The sequence below is a fragment of the Actinoplanes sp. NPDC048988 genome (assembly GCF_043197815.1).
In the GTDB taxonomy this organism is placed as follows: domain Bacteria; phylum Actinomycetota; class Actinomycetes; order Mycobacteriales; family Micromonosporaceae; genus Actinoplanes.
Map to the genome: position 1 here is coordinate 1,332,774 of NZ_JBICTW010000001.1, position 19,069 is coordinate 1,351,842.

The following is a 19,069-nucleotide window of genomic DNA, read 5'->3' on the forward strand; positions in this document are numbered from 1 at the left end:
ATGGGAAATTTCAGCCCTCTCCGCCCGGACGGCGGTAGCGGTAGCCGAACCCGCGTACGGATTCGATGGGTGAGTCGTCGGGATCGGACCAGCCGAGCTTGCGGCGCAGCCGCAGGACGGCGAACTTCACCCGTTCCTGGCCGATGCCGGTGGGGTCGTCCCACGCCTGCGTCAGCAGCTGATTGGGGCTGAGAACCGCGCCGGCGTGCCGGACGAGGGCGTTCAGCAGCCGGAACTCGGTGGGCGTCAGACGCTTCTCATCGCCCTTGACGTAGACCCGGCGCTTGGTCGGGTCGAGATGCACCAGCCCGTCGTCGTAGACCTGGCTAGCCCAGCTGTTCTGCCCACTGGACGAGCGGCGCAGCAGGGCCTCGACCCGGGCCAGCAGCTCGTTGTTGGCGAACGGTTTGGTGAGGTAGTCGTCGGCCCCGCCGCGCAGGCCGCGGACCTTCTCCGCTTCCTGCCCGTGCGCGGTCAGCACGAGCACCGGCACGTCCGAGACGTCCCGCAGGCGCTCCAGCACCTGCCAGCCGTCCATCTCGGGCAGGCCGACGTCGAGCACCACCAGATCGGGGTGTTCGGCGTACGCCTCCTTGAGCCCGGTCCGGCCGTCGCCGGCATGCGCGACCTCGTAACCCGCACGGCTGAAAAGCAACCGCAGAGCGAGCGCGATATCCGGATCGTCCTCGACCACGAGTAGGCGACTCATGCTGTGCTCACCCTGCCCCCACCCCTCGCTCGCGCTCTCGCCGCCGGGCACGACGGTTCGACCGGCTACGCCGGGTTGGCGTCCGGTGAACTGTCGATGTCTTGCTCGGCGTCACTCGCGCGACCGCGAGCTTCGGAATCAACCGCGCAAACCCACGATAGCGTGATGTCACGGTCTATTTACGGACAGTCACAGTTTAGCGGGCTAATCGCCCGCCGGGGCGGGTTCTCCGCGCCCGCCGAACGACCGCCCCCACCCCCGGCCACGCTCGCAATCCCCTCAGCGTGACACGAAATCCGACGTACATTCCGGTTTCGGGCAAATAAGGGACGTACGCCCGATAAGCCGCTGCGATAGGCCAGGTGGGCGACTCGGCCCACGCATTCCGGGATTGGGGGCAACCGTGCTGCGACGTCTCTTACCGCTCGCCGTCACTCCGGCTCTTCTGCTCACGGCGGCCGAGCCGGCCCAGGCGGAAGTGCCGACGCTACCGGTGGCCCCGGCGGTCCTGATGTCGCAGGTGGTCACCATGACCAACCAGCAACGGTCGGCCAACGGCTGCGGCCAGCTCACCGTCGATCGGGAGCTGATCGTCGCCTCGGTGCGGCAGAGCTACTACATGGCCCGGACCGGCCGGTTCAGCCACGTCTGGAACGACGGCACCACCTTCGTGCGCCGCTCGCACCAGGCCGGCTACGAACAGCCGTCCGGCGAGAACATCGCCTGGGGATACCGGACCGCCGGCGAGGTCGTACGCGCGTGGATGGCGAGCCCGCGGCACCGCGCCAACATGCTCAACTGCGGCGCCCACTCGATCGGCACCGGCGTCGTCTACGCCGCCAACGGAGTCCCGTACTACACCCAGGTCTTCGGCTGGGAGTGACCCATCCGACCACCCCACCGCCGCCCTTGACCGGACTGAAGGCTCCCCTAGATCTCGCAGTTGATGAGCACCGGCTCGGGGTGCAGCTCCACCCCGAAACGGCCGCGGACACCGTCGCGGACCGTACGGGCCAGGGCGAGCAACGACTCCGTCGTACCCGTGCCGCGGTTGGTCAGCGCCAGCGTGTGCTTGGTGGAGATGGAGACGCCGTCGCCGGCGAAGCCCTTGGGGAAGCCGGCGTTCTCGATCAGCCAGGCCGCCGGGATCTTCACCGAGCCGTCGGCGGCCGGCCAGTGCGGAGCCTCGAGACCGAGGACCGCCCACTCCTCGGCGCTCACCACCGGGTTGGTGAAGAAGGAACCGACCGACCAGGTGTCCTTGTCGTCGGGGTCCAGGACCATGCCCTTGCCCGCGCGCAGCTTCAGGACGGTGTCGCGGGCCTGGCGCAGCGGCACCCGGTCGCCGGCCTCGACGCCCAGGTTGCGGGCGAGCTCGGCGTAGCGGATCGGGGCCGACTCGTCCGAGCGCTCCAGGCGGAAGTCGACCTCGAGCACCACGTAGCGGTCGTTGTGCTTGAAGACGCTGGCCCGGTAGGCGAAGCCGCACTCCTCGGGCGTCATCGCGCGGACCGTACCGGTGCGCCGGTCGTACGCGTGCACGGCCACGATCGTGTGCGCCACCTCGGACCCGTACGCGCCGACGTTCTGGATCGGGGTGGCGCCGGCCGAGCCCGGGATGCCGGAGAGGCACTCGAGCCCCGAGTAACCGTTCTCCACGGCGTACGACACGAAATCGTCCCAAGGCTCCCCCGCGGCAACCCGCAGCACCCCCGGCTCCACCTCGCGAACGCCTCGCGTGCGAATCAGCACGACAGTGCCGTCGAAGCCCTTGTCGCCGATGACGACGTTGCTGCCGCCCGCCAGAAGGAGGATCGACGAGGACTTACGTACCGAAGCAACCAATTGGTCCGTTTCGGTGGCCACCGTGAGGTCGCCGGAGGGCCCGCCGAGGCGTAGCGTCGTGTACGCCGACAGGTCGGTTTGCGGTGCGGCACTAAGGTCATGCACGGCACCAACCCTAGGCTCACGAGTTTCGGGACATCTCATCGGCGGTCCGGTGGAGCGGAGAGCATCGCGATGAACAGGCTGCACGCGACGAAGGACTTCTGGCTCGCGGCGCTGCGGGCTGACAGCCCCGCGCTGCAGGACGCTGTCGCCCAGGCGGGCCCGGAGGCCGCGGGTTCCCTGGTCGAACGAGTGACCTCCTATCTGCGCTTCGTCCGCGACTACACGCCGCGCGGCGTCACCACCCGGCCCGAGGAGCTGCCGCTCCCGCCCCGCCCCGACTGGGAGACCCAGCTCGACGGCCTGCGCCGCGAGCTGACCGGCACCATCGAGACGCTCGAGGCGGTCGAGGCCGACCTGCCCGCCTGGAACTGGGCGCCGCAGGCCAAGACGGCCGGTTTCTGGCATCGCCGCACGGCGCACGAGATCTCGCTGTCCCGCTGGGACGCCGAGCTCGCCGTGGGCCGGCCCACCCCGATCGAGACCAAGCTGGCCGCCGACGGCATCGGTGAAGTGCTCGACACCTGGCTGCCGGCCGGCCGGCGCACGGGCCCGACCGACCTGCGCGGCGTGGCTCAACTGGTGGCCAGCGACGCCGGTCATGAGTGGTTCGTCCGGTTGCGCGGCATGGGTGTGGCGCTGCTCGACACCAGCACGATCCTCGACGACGACGACCATCACGCCCGCGCCCAGGCCACCGGCACCGCCAGTGACCTGCTGCTGGTGCTGATGGGGCGCCAGCGCACCGACCGCCTGGTCGTCACCGGAGACCCTCGGCTGATCTCCGCCCTGCAGGCTGGGTAGCCGCTTAAATTCGACTTACGGAACATCCAGGGACCGATTTCGTCCCTATGATGAACCGGTTAAGTTCGAATGACGAGCAGCACACCCAGGAAGCGGGGAACGCATGACGGCAACCGTCACAACGTCGGCCCAGCCGGCCCTCGCCGGGATCACCTTCCCCGACGGCTTCATCTGGGGCGCCGCCACGGCGTCGTACCAGATCGAGGGCGCGGCGCGGGAGGACGGTCGCGGCCCGTCCATCTGGGACACCTTCAGCCGTACGCCGGGACGCGTCTACCGCGGCCACACCGGCGACGTCGCCTGCGACCACTACCACCGCTACGTCGACGACGTGGCGCTGATGGCGGACCTGGGCCTGAAGTCGTACCGGTTCTCCGTCGCCTGGCCGCGCATCCAGCCCGACGGCAACGGCCCGGTCAACGCGGCCGGCCTCGACTTCTACGACCGCCTCACCGACGAGCTCCTCGGCAAGGGCATCGACCCGGTCGTCACGCTCTACCACTGGGACCTGCCGCAGACCCTCGAGGACCGCGGCGGCTGGCCCAACCGGGAGACCGCGGAGGCCTTCGCCGAGTACGCGGCGATCGTGTACGGCCGGCTCGGCGACCGGGTCGGCACCTGGACCACGCTGAACGAGCCGTGGTGCTCGGCCTACCTGGGATACGGCAGCGGCGTCCACGCGCCCGGACGGCAGGAGCCCACGGCCGCCCTGGAGTCGGTGCACCACCTGCTGCTCGGCCACGGCCTGGCGGCCCGGGCCCTGCGCTCGGCCGGCGCCCGCAACGTCAGCATCACGCTCAACCCGGCCGTCGTCTTCCCGGTCGACCCGGAGAACCCGACCGACCGCGAGGCCGCCCGGATCATCGACGGCCTCTCCAACCGGATCTTCTTCGACCCGCTGCTCAAGGGCGAATACCCGGCGGATGTGCTCGAGCACATCTCCCGGTTCACCGACCTGTCGTACATCAAGGACGGTGACCTGGAGACGATCAACGCGCCGATCGACGTGCTGGGGATCAACTTCTACCAGCCGGCGTACGTGTCGGCGAAGCCCGGAACCCCGGCCTCGCTCGACCAGCCGGGCAGCGAAGGCATCGCCTACCGCGCGCCGGACGGCCCGGTGACCGACATGAACTGGCTCATCGAGCCGGCCAGCCTCACCAGCCTGCTCAAGCGGATCCACGAGGACTACCCCGGCACCCCGGTGATGATCACCGAGAACGGCGCCGCGTACCCCGAGGGACCGTCGGCCGACGGCGAGGTCCACGACACCCGCCGCGTCGAGTACCTCGACGGCCACCTGCGTGCCTGCCATGATGCCCTGGCGGCCGGTGTCGATCTGCGCGGTTACTTCGTCTGGTCGCTGATGGACAACTTCGAGTGGGCCGAGGGGTACCGCAAGCGCTTCGGGGTCGTGCACGTCGACTACGCCACCCAGCAGCGGACCCTGAAGGACAGCGCGAAGTGGTACCGGGAGGTGATCCGGCGCAACGGTATCGAGGCGCCGGGTACTGACGAAGGGTGATCCTCAGTGGTGACGCGGGAGCGGCCGACCCTGGAAGAAGTGGCGCGCCGCGCCGGGGTGTCCCGGGCGACCGTCTCCCGCGTCGTCAACGGATCGACCTCGGTGGCCGCCGGAATCCGGGAGGCGGTCAACCGGGCCGTCGACGAGCTCGGCTACGTGCCCAACCAGGCCGCCCGGAGCCTCGTCACCCAGCGCACCGAATCGATCGCGCTGATCCTGCCGGAGACGGCGAACCGGGTCTTCTCCGACGACCTGTTCTTCCCCGCGATCATCCGCGGCGCCGGCGTCGAGCTCGAGGCGGCCGACAAACAGCTCGTCCTGATGATGGCCGGCTCGGCCCGCAGCCACGACCGGGTGGAGAGGTACGCGGTCGCCGGCCACGTCGACGGCGTCATGTTCGCCTCGATGCACGGCGCCGACCCGCTGCCCGGCACGCTGGTCCGCCTGGGCATTCCGGTGATCTGCAGCGGCCGCCCGATCGGCGGCGCCGACGTGCCCTATGTGGACGTCGACCATTTCGGCGGTGTCGCCGCGGCCGTACGCCACCTGGTCGCCGGCGGCCGCAAGCGCATCGCCACCATCGCCGGCCCGCAGGACATGGTGGCCGGCATCGACCGGCTCGCCGGCTATCGCGCCACATTGGAGGAAGCCGGCATCCCGCAGCGCACGGCGCTGGGCGACTTCACCCGCGAGTCCGGCCTGACCGCGATGCGTTCCCTGCTCGAGGCCGACCCGGCCCTCGACGCGGTCTTCGCGGCCTCGGACATGATGGCCCACGGCGCCCTGGCCGCCCTGCGCCAGGCGGGCCGGCGGGTTCCCGACGACGTGGCCGTGATCGGCTTCGACGACTTCGAGATCAGCCGCTACAGCGACCCTCCGCTGACCACCGTCCGCCAGCCCATCGCCGACATGGGCCGCACCATGGCCCGCCAGCTCCTGGGCCTGATCAACGGCGACCCGGCCCTCCCCGACGCCGTCGTTCTGCCGACCGAACTGGTGGTCCGCGACTCCGCCTGACGCCCGCACGGGTCAGAGGAAGCCGAGCTGCCGCGCCATGTCGTGATGAACTGAAACCAGTTCAGCGAGCGGAATCGGCTTACGAGACACCGCCGCCAGATCCTTGCCCTCCCTGGTCCAGGGCGGTGGCCAGGCGCTGATCCCCTGGTCCAGCGCGACGCCGGCCACTTCCGCCTCCCACCCCGGCCACCGCAATCCCGCGGAGAAGCCGTGCAGCGCACCGGTGAGCATGGCCTCGAGCCAATCGCCGTACCCGAGTTCCAGGTCTTGCCAGGTCAGATCGTCGGGCCCGAAATAGTGGATCGTCGGCCTCGCGCCGGGCTCCGCCGGCAACCAGGCGAACTGCCCGCCCATCACGTCGTAGGCAACGACCAGGCGTCCCGCCTCGACAGCAACACCCGGCAGCCCGTCGTGCCCGCCGCCCAGCACCCGCAGCCAACCGTGATCGACCACGAGCCCACCGCTGTTGGCGACCACCGCGCCGAGCCACGACCGGGTCGAAATCTCCAACGCGGCCAGGCAGTCCGCCGCCCGCCGAGGATCGGCTGGAAGCACCTCCACCGGACACGGAGCCTCCGCCACCAGCGCCGAGATCTCCGGCCACGCCGGCTGTTCCACGCCCTCAGCCTCGCACGAGGATCGTGGCCGCCGCGGCATCGAAACCCTTCCCTAGCGGGCGGGGCGCTGGTCCGCGAATCGCCCAGCGGGCAGGTTCGCCGACGTCGGGTGGCCCAGGACCTCGCGGGAGAGCAGGGTGGCGCCGGCGATGGCGGCGGGCATCAGGAGGATGGCGCCCAAGGGGATCAGGAAGCAGCAGAAGACGGCGACGCCGAAGCCGAGGGCCAGGGCCTTGTTCTGTTTCAGCACCTCGCGGCGGTGGCGCAGGCGCCGGCCACGGCGCTGGAACGGGACGCCGGTCAGTTCGACGGCCAGCAGCCAACCGCCGACGGCGCCACCCAGGACCGGGATCACCGTCTGGCCGACCAGCGGCAGGAAGCCGAGCAGGAACAGCGGGATGCCGACCAGGATGGACAGTCCGATCAGCCGCAGCGAGTCGACCAGGCTGCGGCCCAGTGACGCCCAGAAGCCGGCCTCGACGCCGTCGGGCACACCGCCGTACTGGTCCTCGACCAGCTCGGAGATGCGCTCGTAGAACGGGTCGCCGATGAGCAGGGTGACCGCCGTGAAGCTGAGCACGCCGAGCAGGCCGGCCACGCCCAGCAGGCCGGCGCCGGCGAGCACCTGCACCAGGTCGCCCCACGTCTCGCCCCAGTCGTCGGCGAACCAGGTGACCGCGTCGGAGAGCTGGGGCAGGAAGTCGATGAGGAAGAAGAGCGCGGTCGCGTAGAGCACGCCCGCGATCAGGGCCGGGATGAGGCCGAGCGCGAGCAGCTTGGGGCGGCGCAGCAGGATGCCCAGCCCGCGGGCGAGCAGCCCGGCTCCGATCAGGAACCTGCGGGCCGCTCCGAGCGGCTTTCCGGCGTCAACGTTCACGACCCGGAAGTCTAGGACCCACCATCACGTCGCCGACGGGCCCGCAACGACGCGGCGGACTCGGGCTCACGACGCCGACGGGCTCGGGCTCACGACGCGGACGGGCTCGGGCTGGTGCTGGGGTCGGCCGACTCGCTGGGTGGCGGCGTTGTGGTGATCTCGGTGGGGGTCGGCACCGGCGGCAGGGTCAGCGGCGGCAGCGGCGACTCCGACGAGACGGTGGGTGCCGGGGTCGTCGGCGCGGGCGCCGTGGTCGTGGCGCTGGGCCGGACCGTCGTCGACGCGACCGGAGCGGCCGGGCCGGCCGACGTCGTAGCCGGGGCCGGGGCCGGCTGGTTCGGCCGGGGCGAGTACCGGACCGTGGTCAGCGGCGTGGTCCGCTCGGGTCGAGGCGCCGAGCCGAGGGCGCCCTCGCCGCCGGGGAGGCCGACCGCCGCCGGGCGCTTGGCCGGGGCGGCCAGCGACCATCCGATCGACACCGCGATCGGCAGACCCAGCGCCACGAGTCCGAAAAAAACTGATTTAGGGGATAACCGCACGCTTGAACAACAGGCGGACAGGCGCGAAAGGTTACGGCCCAGCGGGGAGAACGGGGTTGATCAATTCGGTGGGGCCCCGGTACTGTCCGCTGGCTCCCCTCTGTCGGGACGGGAGAGCACGCCCACGGGGGTACACATGAAGCTCGCATCCTTCCTTTCTCTGACCCTGGCCGCCGGCCTCGTCGGCACCGCCACTCCCGCGCTCGCGGCCGGCGCCGCGCCCGTCGGCAGCTACACCCTGGACAGTCTGGCCATCTGGCCCGGGCAGACGGTCACCCTCACCGAGACCGCGTTCAGCGACGACGACGTCACCGACCCGGCGCTGCTGACCCGCACCATCAACTGGGGTGACAACACCACCACGACCGCCGCCGCCGGCGAGACCTCGTGGACCCACAAGTACACGGCCGCCCGCAGCTACCCGGTCGCGGTCCAGCTGAGCGACGGCGAGGCGGCCGGCCCGGGCACCTTCCCCCAGGGGTCGACGGTCGCCGTGACCGCGCCGACCGGCACGTACTCCTGGAAGAACCCCACGCTTTGGACGTACGGGTCCTACTCGAACCTGGCCGTCTGGAACGCCAGCAACGTGCCGGCCAACTCCGACGCCACCTGGACCAGCTGGGGCGACGGCACCCGGACGCTGCTGCGCGACGGCACCTCGACCACTGTCGAGCACTGGTTCGGCCCGGGCACGTGGCGGCCGCAGGTCCAGGTGAAGAACGAGCAGGGCAAGGCGACCCCGACGGTCGCGCCGCCGCTGTCGGTGCTGACCGACTCGACCCCGCCCACGGTCGCGCTCACCTTCCCGGGCAGCCCGAACAAGGCCAGCTCGTGGTCGACGATCCGGGGCACGGCCCGGGACAGCCAGTCGGGTGCGGACCTCGCCGCCGTCTTCCTGTGGAAGTACAACACCGCCGGCGTCGAGTACTTCTACAACTTCGGGGCCAAGACCTGGGTGCGCTACACCGGGCAGAACCTGAACGCGCTCCCGGACAGCGTCTTCGGCATGTCGGCGGTCTCCGCCGCCGGCACCTGGTCGGTGCCGGTCAAGGGCCTCACCAAGGGCTGGATCATCGAACCGCAGTACCAGGCGGCCGACAAGGTCGGTAACTGGAGCGAACTGAACTGGCGCCAGATCACGCTGAGCAGCTAGGCGTTCAGGAACTCGGAGATGCGTTCGCGCAGCTCGCGGCGGTTGTTCCAGAGCACCGCCGGCCGGTCGTAGACGTGGAGTTCGGCACCCGGTAGCAGGTCGGCCACCTGCTCGGCCCAGGCCACCGGGTGCACCTCGTCGCCGAGGCAGCCGATCACCAGCGCCCGGCCGGAGAAGCGGCGCAGCGTCTCGGGAGAGGCGACCGCCGGCTCGTGCCACAGCGTCGTCAGCTCGGCCGCCAGACCGTCGCGTTGCAGCTGCTCGACCCGCTGGCGCAGGTACGACCAACCGGTCGGGGTGTTGCGCACCGAGGGCGGCAGCTCGCTCTCGGCGGCCGCCGCGATCGACGCCGCCTCGCCGGACTCGACGGCGGCCAGCAGCCGCTCCACCCGTTCCTCGGCCGCCGCCGGACGGGTGCCGTCGAGCGACGCCGGCAGATAGAGGACCACCCGCTCGAACCGGTCGGGGGTCTCGCTCAGCAGCCGGCAGAGGGCGGCCGCGCCCATGCTGACGCCGACCGCCCGGGTCGCCCCGGACAGGTCGGCCACCGAGCGCAGGTCGCTCGCCAGGTCGCCGAAGCTCCACGGGCCGGCGGGCGCCTCGGACCGGCCGTGGCCGCGGAAGTGGAAGAAGACCCGGCGACCGGCGACCGCGGAGCCCAGCGGGCGGGTGCCCGAGATGTCACCGGCCAGCCCGTGCGCGAACACGGTCACCGGGTCGCCGACGCCCGTGGTGAGCAGCTCGAGGCGTACACCGGAAGGGGTCGAAACGATCTCGGTCGGCGGACCGGGCAGGGTGGGCCGCCCGGATCGCGGACCGGTGGAGTCGGCGCGGAGCAGGCGGGGCCCGCCGTCGGGCGGAGGCGGGCCGAACCGCCTCACCAGAAGCCTTTGCCGTCCGACAGATCCTTGAGCCCGGGACGGACGTCCAGCAGGTAGATCAGGGCGGCGGCGATGCCGATGAGGCTGAAGATGCCGGTCGCCCCGCTGCCGAGCAGCAGCGTCAGCACGATGCAGACGGCGAGGATCGCCGCCCAGGCGCCCTTGGGCAGGGTCCCGATGGCCTGGAACCCGTCACCGCGCTGGGTCAGGCAGTGAATGAGCGCGACCGCCTGCACCACCAGCGAAAGGATGAGCAGGAGCAGGCCGAGGTAGACGAGCACGTCGTCGTAGAAGATCGGCGCGGAAGAGGCCATGAGGAGAAGTCTATGCCGCGGGGCCCAGCGACTGCTGGGCCCCGCGGATCATGTCGTGCTCCGGGTTCACTCGGCCGGCTTGGCCTTGGGGGCGCGCTTGCGCGGCTTCGGCGTCGCGGGCGCGGCCGCGACCTCCTTGGTGGCCTCGGCGGCCTCGATGACCTTGGTCTCCTCGGTCGTCTCGATGTCGGCGTTCACCACGTCGGCGGCCTCGACGACGCCGGAGCCGACGACGCGCTCGCCGCGGGCGACCAGGGCGGTGTACGCCGCGAGGGCGCGGTCCTGGGCGAGCTGGGCGAAGGAGGTGGCCACGCTGGCCGCGTTGCCCCGCAGGGCGTCGAAGTCGGTGGTGGCGGCCTTGTCGCGCAGCTCGGCGGCCTTGGTGCCGGCCTGCTCGTTGTAGGTGCGCAGGGAGGCGGCGGCGCGCTCGCTCAGCACGTTGACCACGGCCGGCAGCTTGCGGAGCTGCTGGTAGGCGAGGTCACCGGCGCCGGCGGCGGCGTAGATCGGGGCGGGGAAGCGGGTCTTGGTCTGCTCGGTCATGTCGTCTCCTCGACGGTCTTTTCGGCCGGCGGGTTCTCTTCGGCCGGCTGGTTGCGCAGGTTCTCGTTACGGAACGTCTCGTAGATCTGTGACAGCGACTGCTTCTGCGCGATCGTGAGCTCGGGATCGGCGGCGATGGCGGCCAGCACGCCTTGCTGGCCCTCGCTGTCCAGCAGGCCGGCGCGCAGGTACATCGCGGGCGTCGACACCCGCAGCGCGCTGGCGATCTGCTGCAGCACCTCGGCGCTGGGCTTGCGCAGGCCGCGCTCGATCTGGCTCAGGTACGGGTTGCTCACGCCGGCCTTGTCGGCGAGCTGACGGAGCGAGATCTTCGCGGTCTGCCGCAGGTCACGGATGAAACCACCGATGTCCTGAGGCAGGTCCTTGGGTGCGGCCACGTGTTCGAAGGTAGCGCGAGGTGCTAGCTCTTGCAAGCAAAGTGCTAACAAGAGCTAGCGTGAAGTCGCTCACCGAACGGCGCGAACCTCACCGACAGGTTCCCCGCCACCGAGGATCAGCTCGGTCATCGCCGGCGCCGTGACGCCGAGCCGGCGCAACTCGTCGAGCAGCACCGGCGTACGGGCCCGCATCCCGCCGTCGTCGACCTTGATGGCGATCGCGCCGACGCCCGGCACGGCGGCCACCACCACGCCCTCGGCGCCGCCCTTGGCCAGCAGGCCCGGCACGGCGCCCATCAGGACGGTGTCGTCGGCGCCGGTGCCGGCCACCAGCTTCGGATGGGCCCGCATCTCGTCGGCCACCCGGCGCTCGTCACTGCCCGGCGCGGCCTCGACCAGCCGCTGGAACGCGCGGGCCAGGCCGGTCAGCGACACCGCCAGCACCGGCGCGCCGCAGCCGTCGACCCCGGTCGCGGCCACCGGCTCGCCGGCCAGCTCGGCCACCGCCTCGGCGATCGCCACCTGGAGCGGGTGCTTCGGATCGAGGTACGTCTCGAGCGGCCAGTCGTTGGCGGCGCAGGTCGCGAGCATGCCGGCGTGCTTGCCGGAGCAGTTCATCAGCACGCGCTCGGGGCCGCCTCCGCCGCGTACCCAATCGTCCCGGTCCTTCTCGGCGATCGGCAGCGCCACCGGGCACCGCAGGTCACCCACGGTCAGGCCGGCGGCGTCGAGGATCTCCCGGACCCGCCTGGCGTGGAACGGCTCGCCGTAGTGACTGCCGCTGATCAGGGCCAGGTCGGCGCCGTCACGCGGCACCAGGCCGGCGCGCAGCATCCCGACGGTCTGCATCGGCTTGTTCGACGACCGGGGAAAGATCGGGCTGAGCACGTCACCGCGACTCTGACCGCCGAGCACGGCGACCGAACCGTGGTGCACGCTCTCGACGAAACCGGAACGCACTACTTCGGCGATGATCATTTCAGCCTTCAGTCCGGTCAAGGGCGGCGGCGGGGTGCTTGGACGGGGGGACTCCCAGCAGCTCGCGGGTTTCGGCGGAGGTCAGCGGCGGACGCTGGGCGAGCTGCGCGAACCCGGCCGCACGGGCGACGAGCTGCATGTTCGACTCGACCGGACGGCCCTTGGCGTACGTGATGGTGTCCTCCATGCCGACCCGCAGGTGCCCGCCGGCCGACAAAGAGGCCAGGATGACCGGGATTGCCGTACGCCCGATGCCCGTGGCCGAGAACGTCGTACCCACCGGCAGATCGCGAATGGCCTGCTCACAGGCGACGAGCGCGGCGGCCGTGCCCGGCATCCCGCCCGGCACGCCCATCACCAGGTCGACGTGCACGTGCCCGCCGAACGGCAGGCCGTACTGGCCCAGCAGGCGCTGGAGCGTGGCGAGCTGGCCCAGGTCGAAGATCTCGTACTCGGGCACGATGCCCCGCTCCTGCATGCGGGTGTGCAGGTCGACGATGAACTCCCAGCGGTTGAGGAAGACGCCGTCGCCGAAGTTGACGGTGCCCATCGTGCAGGAGGCCATCTCGGGCCCGGCGTCGAGCACGGCGAGCCGGTCGGACTCCGGGTCGGTGACGGCGCCGCCCGAGGAGAGCTGCACGATCAGGTCGGTCGATTCGCGCAACGCGGCGACCGTCGCGCGGAGCCGGCCCTGATCGAGGGTCGGCTCGGCGCGGTCGTCACGGATGTGCACGTGGATGATCGAGGCGCCCAGCGCCTCGCACTCCTTGGCGGTCGCCACGAGCTCGTCGAGGGTCACGGGCAGCGCGGGTACGGCTGCCTTGCTGCTCTCGGCGCCGGTCGGAGCGACGGTGATCACGGTACCGGTCATGGCACCGATCCTGCCTCAGGCGGGATCGATCGCGGCGGCGGACTCCCCCACCCGGAGCTCGGCGTCGTCGGCGACGTTGCGCTTGAGGACGGCGAGGGCGATCAGGCCCAACTCGTGGTGGCGGACGGCGGTGCCGACGAAGCCGACCTCGCGGTCGCCGTTGACGACGGGCGTGCCCTTGGCCGGCGGCTGGTCGGTGGCGACGCCGTCGAGGTGCAGCAGGACGAGGCGGCGCGGCGGGCGGCCGAGGTGGTGCACCCGGGCGACGGTCTCCTGGCCGCGGTAGCAGCCCTTGTCGAGGTGGACGGCGGCGGCGATGAAGTCGGCCTCGGCCGGGATCGTGCGGTGGTCGGTCTCCCAGCCGAGCCGGGGCACGCGGTGCTCGACGCGGATCGCCTCGTAGGCCCAGAGGCCGGCCAGCGGCACCCCGAGCTTCTCGATGACGGCGGTCTTCTCGGCCCGGGGAACCAGAAGATCAATTCCTAGGGGTACGCGCCGGGCCAGGCCCCCGGCGTAAGGCGTCACCGCGTACACACTCGTGGAATGGCCCGGCACCTCGCCGGCGGCGAATTTGGCGCCCGGCACCTCGGCGATGCTCGGCGCCGCGAGCGCGGGGAACAGATCGGCGGCGCCCGGGCCGACCAGTGACAGCACGGCCATCTCTTCACTCGCGTCGCGCGGCTCGACCCGGGTGAAGAACCGCATCATTTCCAGGTATTTCAGCAAACCGGCGCCGGCGCCCGGCTCGGTGTCGAGCCAGGCGGTGGTGCCGTCCTCGGTGACGTACGCGTGCTGCTCGACATGGCCGTTGGGCGAGAGGACGAGCAGTTCACTGCCGGTTCCAGCGGACAAATCCGACAAATGCTGGGTTGTCAGGGTGTGGAGCCAGGAGGCGCGCTCCTCGCCCGGCACGGCGATCACGTCCCGGTTGGACCGGTCGACCAGGCCCACGGCGGTGGCCAGGGTGCGCTGCTCACGCATCGGGTCGCCGTAGTGCACGGGCACACCCGCGTCGGCGGACGTGGGGTCGAGATCCTCGGCCATCACGACGGTCATCTCACAGCTCCTTGCAGTCCCCACAGACCCCGAAGAGCGAGACGTGGCCGACATCGACCCGGAAATCCCGCTCGGCGAGCAGCCGGTCGGTGACCGGCCTCATCACCGACGGGTCTACCTCAGAAATCGACCCGCATCCACGGCAGACCAGGTGAACGTGCTGATCCTCACCCGCCGTGTGGTAAGTCGGCGAGCCGTGCGACAGGTGGGTGTGGTTGACCAGCCCGAGCTCCTCGAGGAGCTCGAGCGTCCGGTACACGGTCGTGATGTTGACCCCGGCGGCCCGCTCGCGCACATGGTTGTGCACCTGCTCGGGCGTGGCGTGGCCGAGCTCGTGCACCGCTTCCAGGATGAGCTGGCGCTGCGGGGTGAGCCGCAGCCCCCGCTCCCGGAGCATGGCGGCTAGCGAAGTGGCGGACACGTAACGAAGGTTACGCCCTCTTGTCAGCCGCCGATCCTCAGCAACCGGGCCGACATGTGCGGCCGCAGGCCGCTCTCGTCGACCGCCTGCTCGTGCGCGTAGAGCAGCGCGCCCTCGACGATGCCGAACAGCCGCTGGCCGCCGGTGACGTGCAGACCGGAGGGCACGTACGCGATCGCGTCGGCCTCCATCTCCAGCCGCGTGGTGCCGATGACCTTGCCGACGTACAGCTCCGCGACACCGTCCGCGGTGATCATCGTGGCTTCCATCTCGTCGGTGGCCCGGCCGTCGTTGAGCACCGGCCGCCAGAAGCCCGACTCGACGATCCACTCACCGGTCGCCTCGGAGGCGTCGTTGAGCAGCCAGGACCGCGAATCCCAGCGCAGGAACGGACGGCCGTCGTGGCTGATCCGGACCTCCTGGGCGAAGTCGTAGTCCTGATCCTCGGGGAAGCCGCCCTGTCCCCGTCCGCGCCACAGGCCGACGAACGGCAGCAGGCCCAGCAGGGCCGGGTGCAGGTCGGGGCCCGTACGCAGGTCGTGGGTGTCCTCGTAGGGATAGGGCTCGACCGGAGGAGCGTTCAGCCAGGGCGGTGGGCCCAACGGATTCTCACTCACCAACGCCCCCTAGAAACACGCATAGCCAAATAGCCGAAACCGCCGGCCAGACCGCCCAGACCGGCGACCAGCAGGCTCACGAACCCGATTTCCGTAACCATGACCGGCCCATCTTATGCTGGCGCTCATGGCACGCTTGTTGGTCGTCAAGGCAACCGCCGGAGCCGACGCCCCGGAACGCTGTTCGCAAGCTTTCACGGTGGCCTCCACGGCCGCCGCGTCCGGCGTGGACGTGTCGTTCTGGCTGACCGGCGAGTCGGCTTGGTTCGCCCTGCCGGGCCGCGCCGCGGAGTTCGAACTGCCCCACGCGGCCCCCCTTCCCGACCTGATCGACCTGCTGCTGACCAACGGCCGCCTGACGCTCTGCACGCAGTGCGCGGCCCGCCGCGACATCACCCCCGACGACGTGCTCCCCGGCATCCGCATAGCCGGCGCCGCCGTCTTCGTCGAAGAAATCATGGGCGACGGCGCCCAGGCGCTGGTCTACTGACCGCAGGCGGTCGTCACGCTGACCTTCAGCAGATCGTCGTCCGGGCTGACCACGAGCGAGTCGGGCCCCACCCGGTAGGCCCGGACCGATTTGTCGGCCCGGATGACCTCGGCGCCATCGGTGACCGTGGCCAGGGCGGCGGCCAGGTCCTTGGACATCGGCACACCCGCGGCGACGTACGTGGCAACGACCGATTTGTTCGGACACAGGGCGGCGAAGGTCTCCGGGGTATCACCCTGGCCCAGAGCCCGCACGGTGCGCTGGAAGAGCGCGGGGGCGGAGCCGGCCGGCGGATCCCGGCGGTCGAGGTCGTCCGAGCGGGGGCGGCAGCCCGTCGACAACCGCAGGGTCAGCACCTGGGCGGTCGCCTCGGCCGTGCCGTCGATGCCGATGAAGTCGCCGGCGTCGGAGTGGAACGACAGCCGGGTGCCGCCGCGGCCCTCACCCAGCTCGGTCCGATATCCGCCGGGCAGCGCCTTGCTGATCGACTCCATCGACGTTCTCAGCTCGCCCCGGGGCACGTGGACGGTCACGTCCCGGGCTCCGGCCACGCCCTCGCGCACGGGCGTCACCCGGCAGCCGTCGACCAGCTCCAGCTCGCCCAGCACCACCGCGCGCCCCGGCCCCTCGGCCGCCGCCACCAGCGCGCCGGCCGCCCGCTGAAGGTCGGTCACGGCCAGCGCGATGGCACGCTGCTCGGGGACGGTCGCCCGCTCGTGCCCCACCGACCAGACCGCCAGCGCCGCCACCACGACGATCCACGCGCCGACCACCCCGATCAGCCACCACCGCCTTTGCGCCGGACCTCCCGGGGAAGAACCGCCCCGCGGATAAGGGCCCGGCACGCAGGCTTCCAGTGAAGAGCCGGCGCCCGAGCCCTCGCCCGGCGCGGTGTCGGCGTTCGATCGGGAGCTGGTGGGTGGGGGCAGGTCGGTCATCGGTGGAGGGCCGAGTATTCGGGTGAGGCCAGGAACCGGTCGACCATCTCGGCCGTGCCGGGGGTGAACGGGCGGCCGGGGACCTCGAGGGCCGGGATGAACAGCATCGCGGCGCCCTCGCCCAGGACCACGTCGGACTGGGTCGCGGTGGTGGGGGCGTAGAAGTAGTTCTTCACCCTGTTCTCCGCGGGCAGCTCCTGGCGGGCGAACAGCCGCACCGGCTCCGACGGCCGGATGGACGCCTCCTCCCAGAGCTCGCGCACCGACGCCTCGGCCGGGGTCTCGCCTTCCTCGACCGAGCCGCCGGGGAGGCCCCAGACGTTCGGGTGGTAGGGCGCCTTGTCGTCGCGCAACTGCAACAGCAGGGCGCCGGTCGTGTCGACCACGAAGGTGCAGGCGATTCTGATCATTGTTTGGCCAGCCTCTGCAGGGCGCCGACGGCCACGTCGGTGCGGGTCGTGTACCAGAACGGGGGCAGCGACTTGCGCAGGAAGGCGCCGTAGCCGCGGGCCGTCTCGAGCCGGGAGTCGAGCACCGCCACCACGCCTTTGTCGCCGGTCGCGCGGATCAGGCGGCCCACGCCCTGCGCCAGCCGGATCGCGGCGATCGGCACGCTCACCGAGGCGAAGCCGGAGCCGCCGTTGGCGTCGACCGCGGCCGAGCGGGCGGCGGCCAGCGGCTCGTCGGGGCGGGGGAACGGCAGCCGGTCGATCACCACCAGCTGGCAGGAGTCGCCCGGCACGTCGACGCCCTGCCAGAGGGACATCACGCCGAACAGGCAGCTCTCCTTCTGTTCCCGGAACTTGCGGACCAGGATCGGCAGCGACTCCTCGCCCTGGAGCAGGATCGGCAGGTCGGTGCGGGCGCGCAGCAGCTCGGCGGCCTGGGTGGCCGCCTTGCGGGAGGAGAAGAGGCCGAGCGTACGGCCGCCCAGCGCCTCGACCAGCTTGAGCAGTTCCTCGCCGGCGGCGTCGGGCAGGCCGGACATCTGCGGCCGGGGCAGGTGCGCCGCCACGTACAGAATTCCCTGTTTGGGGTAGTCGAAGGGGGATCCGACGTCGAGCGAGGTCCAGCCGTCGCCGGAGGCCGAGGGCGCCTCGGCGGCCGGTGTCGGGGCGGTGGCGGCGACCGGCAGGCCGAGGGAGCGGGCCACCGTGTCGAAGCGGCCGCCCAGGGTCAGGGTGGCCGAGGTGGCGACGACCGTGCGGTCGGAGTACAGGCCCTGGGAGAGCGTGCCGGCGACCGAGAGCGGGGCGACCACGAGCGCGCGGCGGCCCGAGCCCATGTCGGATTTCTCGACCCAGGCGACGTCGAAGGCATCCTCCTCCAACAGGCGCTGGGTGGTGTCGCTCAGGTCGTCGAAGGCCGCCTTGGCCTGCTGTTTGCGGACCGGGTCGGAGTCGTCGGACTTGACCTCGCCGATCGCGCTGAGCGCGGCCCGGGTGGCCGAGTCGAGCAGGGTGAGCGCGTGCTGGAGGGGCTGCGGCAGGCCCGAGGTGATGCGGCCGGCCGGCACGTCGGCCAGGCCCACGGTCAGCGCGTCGGCCGCCTCGGCCAGCGACTCGGCCACCGCGGGCGGGATCAGGGTGCGGGCCCGGCGGGTCGAGCGCTCGATCGCGTCGGGGGTCAGCTCGGCCTGCGAGGCGGCCGAGACGCGGTCGGCCAGCTCGTGCGCCTCGTCGATGACCAGCAGCTTGTGCGGCGGGACGATGTGCCGCTCGGCCAGCATGTCGACGGCGAGCAGGCTGTGGTTGGTCACCACGATGTCGGCCTCGCGGGCCCGGGCGCGGGAGGCCTCGGCGAAGCACTCGGCGCCGTACGGGCACTTGGCGGCGCCGACGCAGTCGCGGGCCGGCATCGAGACCTGGCGCCAGGCGGTGTCGTCGACGCCGGGGTCGAGCTCGTCGCGGTCGCCGGTCTTCGTCTTCTCGGCCCAGGCCTGCAGGCGCTGGATCTGCTTGCCGAGCCGGCCCGCCTCGCCCAGCCACTGGGTGGCCCGCTGCGGCGGCGCGTCGTCGAAGAGCGTGTCGGTGGGCTCCTGCTCGTCGGCGTGTTCCATCTTGGCGACGCACAGGTAGTGGTGACGGCCCTTGAGCACGGCGAAGGTGGGTTTACGGCCGAGGACCGGCTCGACGGCGGCGGCCAGCCGGGGCAGGTCGTGCTCGACGAGCTGGTTCTGCAGGGCCAGGGTGGCGGTGGAGACGACCACGGGCCCGTCCACCAGCAGCGAAGGGGTCAGGTAGGCCAGGCTCTTGCCCGTACCGGTGCCGGCCTGCACAAGCAGGTGCTCACGGTCGCGTATGGCTTTGTCGATGGCCGCCACCATGGCCTGCTGGCCGGGGCGGGCGGCTCCGCCGGGGACCGCCCCGACGGC

At 71.4% G+C, this 19,069-nt stretch carries 23 protein-coding genes and 1 pseudogene; 6 read left to right on the forward strand and 18 right to left on the reverse strand.

The annotated features are described in order from the left end of the window. Positions 1-10: 10 nt before the first annotated feature. Positions 11-709 carry a response regulator transcription factor gene (locus tag ACGFJ7_RS06060; RefSeq protein WP_097317690.1) on the reverse strand — a complete coding sequence of 233 codons (699 nt, stop codon included), beginning with the start codon at positions 707-709 and terminating at the stop codon, positions 11-13. A 403-nt stretch (positions 710-1,112) separates the two neighbouring features. On the opposite strand from ACGFJ7_RS06060, the gene ACGFJ7_RS06065 reads away from it, so the two are divergent. Beyond that, positions 1,113-1,592: a CAP domain-containing protein gene (locus ACGFJ7_RS06065; protein WP_360246975.1), complete on the forward strand. Its 480-nt coding sequence runs from the start codon at positions 1,113-1,115 to the stop codon at positions 1,590-1,592. 47 nt (positions 1,593-1,639) lie between these two features. Here ACGFJ7_RS06065 and ACGFJ7_RS06070 read toward each other — a convergent pair whose 3' ends face one another. Further along, positions 1,640-2,659 carry a UDP-N-acetylmuramate dehydrogenase gene (locus ACGFJ7_RS06070; RefSeq protein WP_360246977.1) on the reverse strand — a complete coding sequence of 340 codons (1,020 nt, stop codon included), beginning with the start codon at positions 2,657-2,659 and terminating at the stop codon, positions 1,640-1,642. A 69-nt stretch (positions 2,660-2,728) separates the two neighbouring features. Between ACGFJ7_RS06070 and ACGFJ7_RS06075 the strand changes: the two genes are divergently transcribed. The 3 genes from ACGFJ7_RS06075 to ACGFJ7_RS06085 all read left to right on the forward strand — a co-directional run bounded on the left by ACGFJ7_RS06075 (position 2,729) and on the right by ACGFJ7_RS06085 (position 6,002). Then, positions 2,729-3,460, forward strand: coding sequence for a hypothetical protein (locus tag ACGFJ7_RS06075; RefSeq protein ID WP_360246979.1), 732 nt, complete (start codon positions 2,729-2,731; stop codon positions 3,458-3,460). A gap of 103 nt (positions 3,461-3,563) precedes the next feature. Next, positions 3,564-4,985: a GH1 family beta-glucosidase gene (locus ACGFJ7_RS06080; RefSeq protein WP_360246981.1), complete on the forward strand. Its 1,422-nt coding sequence runs from the start codon at positions 3,564-3,566 to the stop codon at positions 4,983-4,985. Between the two features lie 6 nt (positions 4,986-4,991). Then, on the forward strand, positions 4,992-6,002 hold the full coding sequence (locus ACGFJ7_RS06085; RefSeq protein ID WP_392641094.1) for a LacI family DNA-binding transcriptional regulator: 1,011 nt from the start codon (positions 4,992-4,994) through the stop codon (positions 6,000-6,002). A gap of 12 nt (positions 6,003-6,014) precedes the next feature. Here the strand turns inward: ACGFJ7_RS06085 and ACGFJ7_RS06090 are convergent, their stop codons facing one another. The 3 genes from ACGFJ7_RS06090 to ACGFJ7_RS06100 form a co-directional block, all read right to left on the reverse strand. Next, entirely contained in the window at positions 6,015-6,620 is a 606-nt protein-coding gene (locus tag ACGFJ7_RS06090) for a DUF2625 family protein (RefSeq protein ID WP_392641096.1), read from the reverse strand. A gap of 51 nt (positions 6,621-6,671) precedes the next feature. Then, positions 6,672-7,496 (reverse strand): EI24 domain-containing protein, encoded by an 825-nt coding sequence (locus ACGFJ7_RS06095; protein WP_392641098.1) that lies wholly within the window; start codon positions 7,494-7,496, stop codon positions 6,672-6,674. An 89-nt stretch (positions 7,497-7,585) separates the two neighbouring features. Continuing rightward, on the reverse strand, positions 7,586-7,999 hold the full coding sequence (locus ACGFJ7_RS06100; RefSeq protein ID WP_360246989.1) for a hypothetical protein: 414 nt from the start codon (positions 7,997-7,999) through the stop codon (positions 7,586-7,588). Between the two features lie 172 nt (positions 8,000-8,171). On the opposite strand from ACGFJ7_RS06100, the gene ACGFJ7_RS06105 reads away from it, so the two are divergent. Further along, positions 8,172-9,188, forward strand: a complete 1,017-nt coding sequence (locus ACGFJ7_RS06105; protein ID WP_360246991.1) for a hypothetical protein — start codon at positions 8,172-8,174, stop codon at positions 9,186-9,188. On the opposite strand, the gene ACGFJ7_RS06110 is transcribed toward ACGFJ7_RS06105, so the two are convergent. The 10 genes and pseudogenes from ACGFJ7_RS06110 to mtfM all read right to left on the reverse strand — a co-directional run bounded on the left by ACGFJ7_RS06110 (position 9,185) and on the right by mtfM (position 15,368). Further along, a complete protein-coding gene (locus tag ACGFJ7_RS06110; protein ID WP_392641101.1) occupies positions 9,185-10,069 on the reverse strand; it encodes an alpha/beta fold hydrolase in 885 nt (294 codons plus the stop codon). The two genes, ACGFJ7_RS06105 and ACGFJ7_RS06110, sit on opposite strands and share 4 nt — an antisense overlap. Beyond that, positions 10,066-10,383 carry a DUF2516 family protein gene (locus ACGFJ7_RS06115; RefSeq protein ID WP_097317681.1) on the reverse strand — a complete coding sequence of 106 codons (318 nt, stop codon included), beginning with the start codon at positions 10,381-10,383 and terminating at the stop codon, positions 10,066-10,068. Before ACGFJ7_RS06115 ends, ACGFJ7_RS06110 begins: the two co-directional genes overlap by 4 nt. 66 nt (positions 10,384-10,449) lie before the next feature. Beyond that, positions 10,450-10,926 carry a hypothetical protein gene (locus tag ACGFJ7_RS06120; protein WP_360246995.1) on the reverse strand — a complete coding sequence of 159 codons (477 nt, stop codon included), beginning with the start codon at positions 10,924-10,926 and terminating at the stop codon, positions 10,450-10,452. A gap of 17 nt (positions 10,927-10,943) precedes the next feature. Further along, positions 10,944-11,324, reverse strand: a pseudogene (locus ACGFJ7_RS06125) (helix-turn-helix domain-containing protein); the annotation flags it as partial. 69 nt (positions 11,325-11,393) lie between these two features. Continuing rightward, complete coding sequence (locus ACGFJ7_RS06130; RefSeq protein WP_392641103.1) at positions 11,394-12,302, reverse strand: asparaginase; 909 nt, start codon at positions 12,300-12,302, stop codon at positions 11,394-11,396. A 1-nt stretch (position 12,303) separates the two neighbouring features. Next, entirely contained in the window at positions 12,304-13,173 is an 870-nt protein-coding gene (locus ACGFJ7_RS06135) for a 3-keto-5-aminohexanoate cleavage protein (RefSeq protein WP_360247001.1), read from the reverse strand. Between the two features lie 15 nt (positions 13,174-13,188). Further along, positions 13,189-14,229 (reverse strand): folate-binding protein, encoded by a 1,041-nt coding sequence (locus ACGFJ7_RS06140; protein ID WP_360247003.1) that lies wholly within the window; start codon positions 14,227-14,229, stop codon positions 13,189-13,191. Between the two features lies 1 nt (position 14,230). After that, a complete protein-coding gene (locus ACGFJ7_RS06145; RefSeq protein ID WP_097317675.1) occupies positions 14,231-14,626 on the reverse strand; it encodes a Fur family transcriptional regulator in 396 nt (131 codons plus the stop codon). Positions 14,627-14,673: 47 nt separating this feature from the next. Next, positions 14,674-15,270: an FABP family protein gene (locus ACGFJ7_RS06150; RefSeq protein ID WP_392641106.1), complete on the reverse strand. Its 597-nt coding sequence runs from the start codon at positions 15,268-15,270 to the stop codon at positions 14,674-14,676. Beyond that, complete coding sequence (mtfM, locus tag ACGFJ7_RS06155; RefSeq protein WP_284044707.1) at positions 15,264-15,368, reverse strand: small membrane protein MtfM; 105 nt, start codon at positions 15,366-15,368, stop codon at positions 15,264-15,266. The genes ACGFJ7_RS06150 and mtfM overlap by 7 nt, the downstream gene beginning before the upstream one ends. A 14-nt stretch (positions 15,369-15,382) precedes the next feature. Between mtfM and ACGFJ7_RS06160 the strand changes: the two genes are divergently transcribed. Further along, positions 15,383-15,757 carry a DsrE family protein gene (locus ACGFJ7_RS06160; protein WP_360247008.1) on the forward strand — a complete coding sequence of 125 codons (375 nt, stop codon included), beginning with the start codon at positions 15,383-15,385 and terminating at the stop codon, positions 15,755-15,757. Here the strand turns inward: ACGFJ7_RS06160 and ACGFJ7_RS06165 are convergent. Genes ACGFJ7_RS06165 through ACGFJ7_RS06175 form a run of 3 tightly spaced genes read right to left on the reverse strand, consistent with a single transcriptional unit; the run spans position 15,751 to position 19,021 of the window. Next, a complete protein-coding gene (locus tag ACGFJ7_RS06165) occupies positions 15,751-16,695 on the reverse strand; it encodes a hypothetical protein (RefSeq protein WP_392641108.1) in 945 nt (314 codons plus the stop codon). The two genes, ACGFJ7_RS06160 and ACGFJ7_RS06165, sit on opposite strands and share 7 nt — an antisense overlap. After that, entirely contained in the window at positions 16,692-17,105 is a 414-nt protein-coding gene (locus ACGFJ7_RS06170) for an NUDIX domain-containing protein (protein WP_360247012.1), read from the reverse strand. Before ACGFJ7_RS06170 ends, ACGFJ7_RS06165 begins: the two co-directional genes overlap by 4 nt. Beyond that, a complete protein-coding gene (locus ACGFJ7_RS06175; RefSeq protein ID WP_360248239.1) occupies positions 17,102-19,021 on the reverse strand; it encodes an ATP-dependent DNA helicase in 1,920 nt (639 codons plus the stop codon). Before ACGFJ7_RS06175 ends, ACGFJ7_RS06170 begins: the two co-directional genes overlap by 4 nt. Positions 19,022-19,069 lie beyond the last annotated feature (48 nt).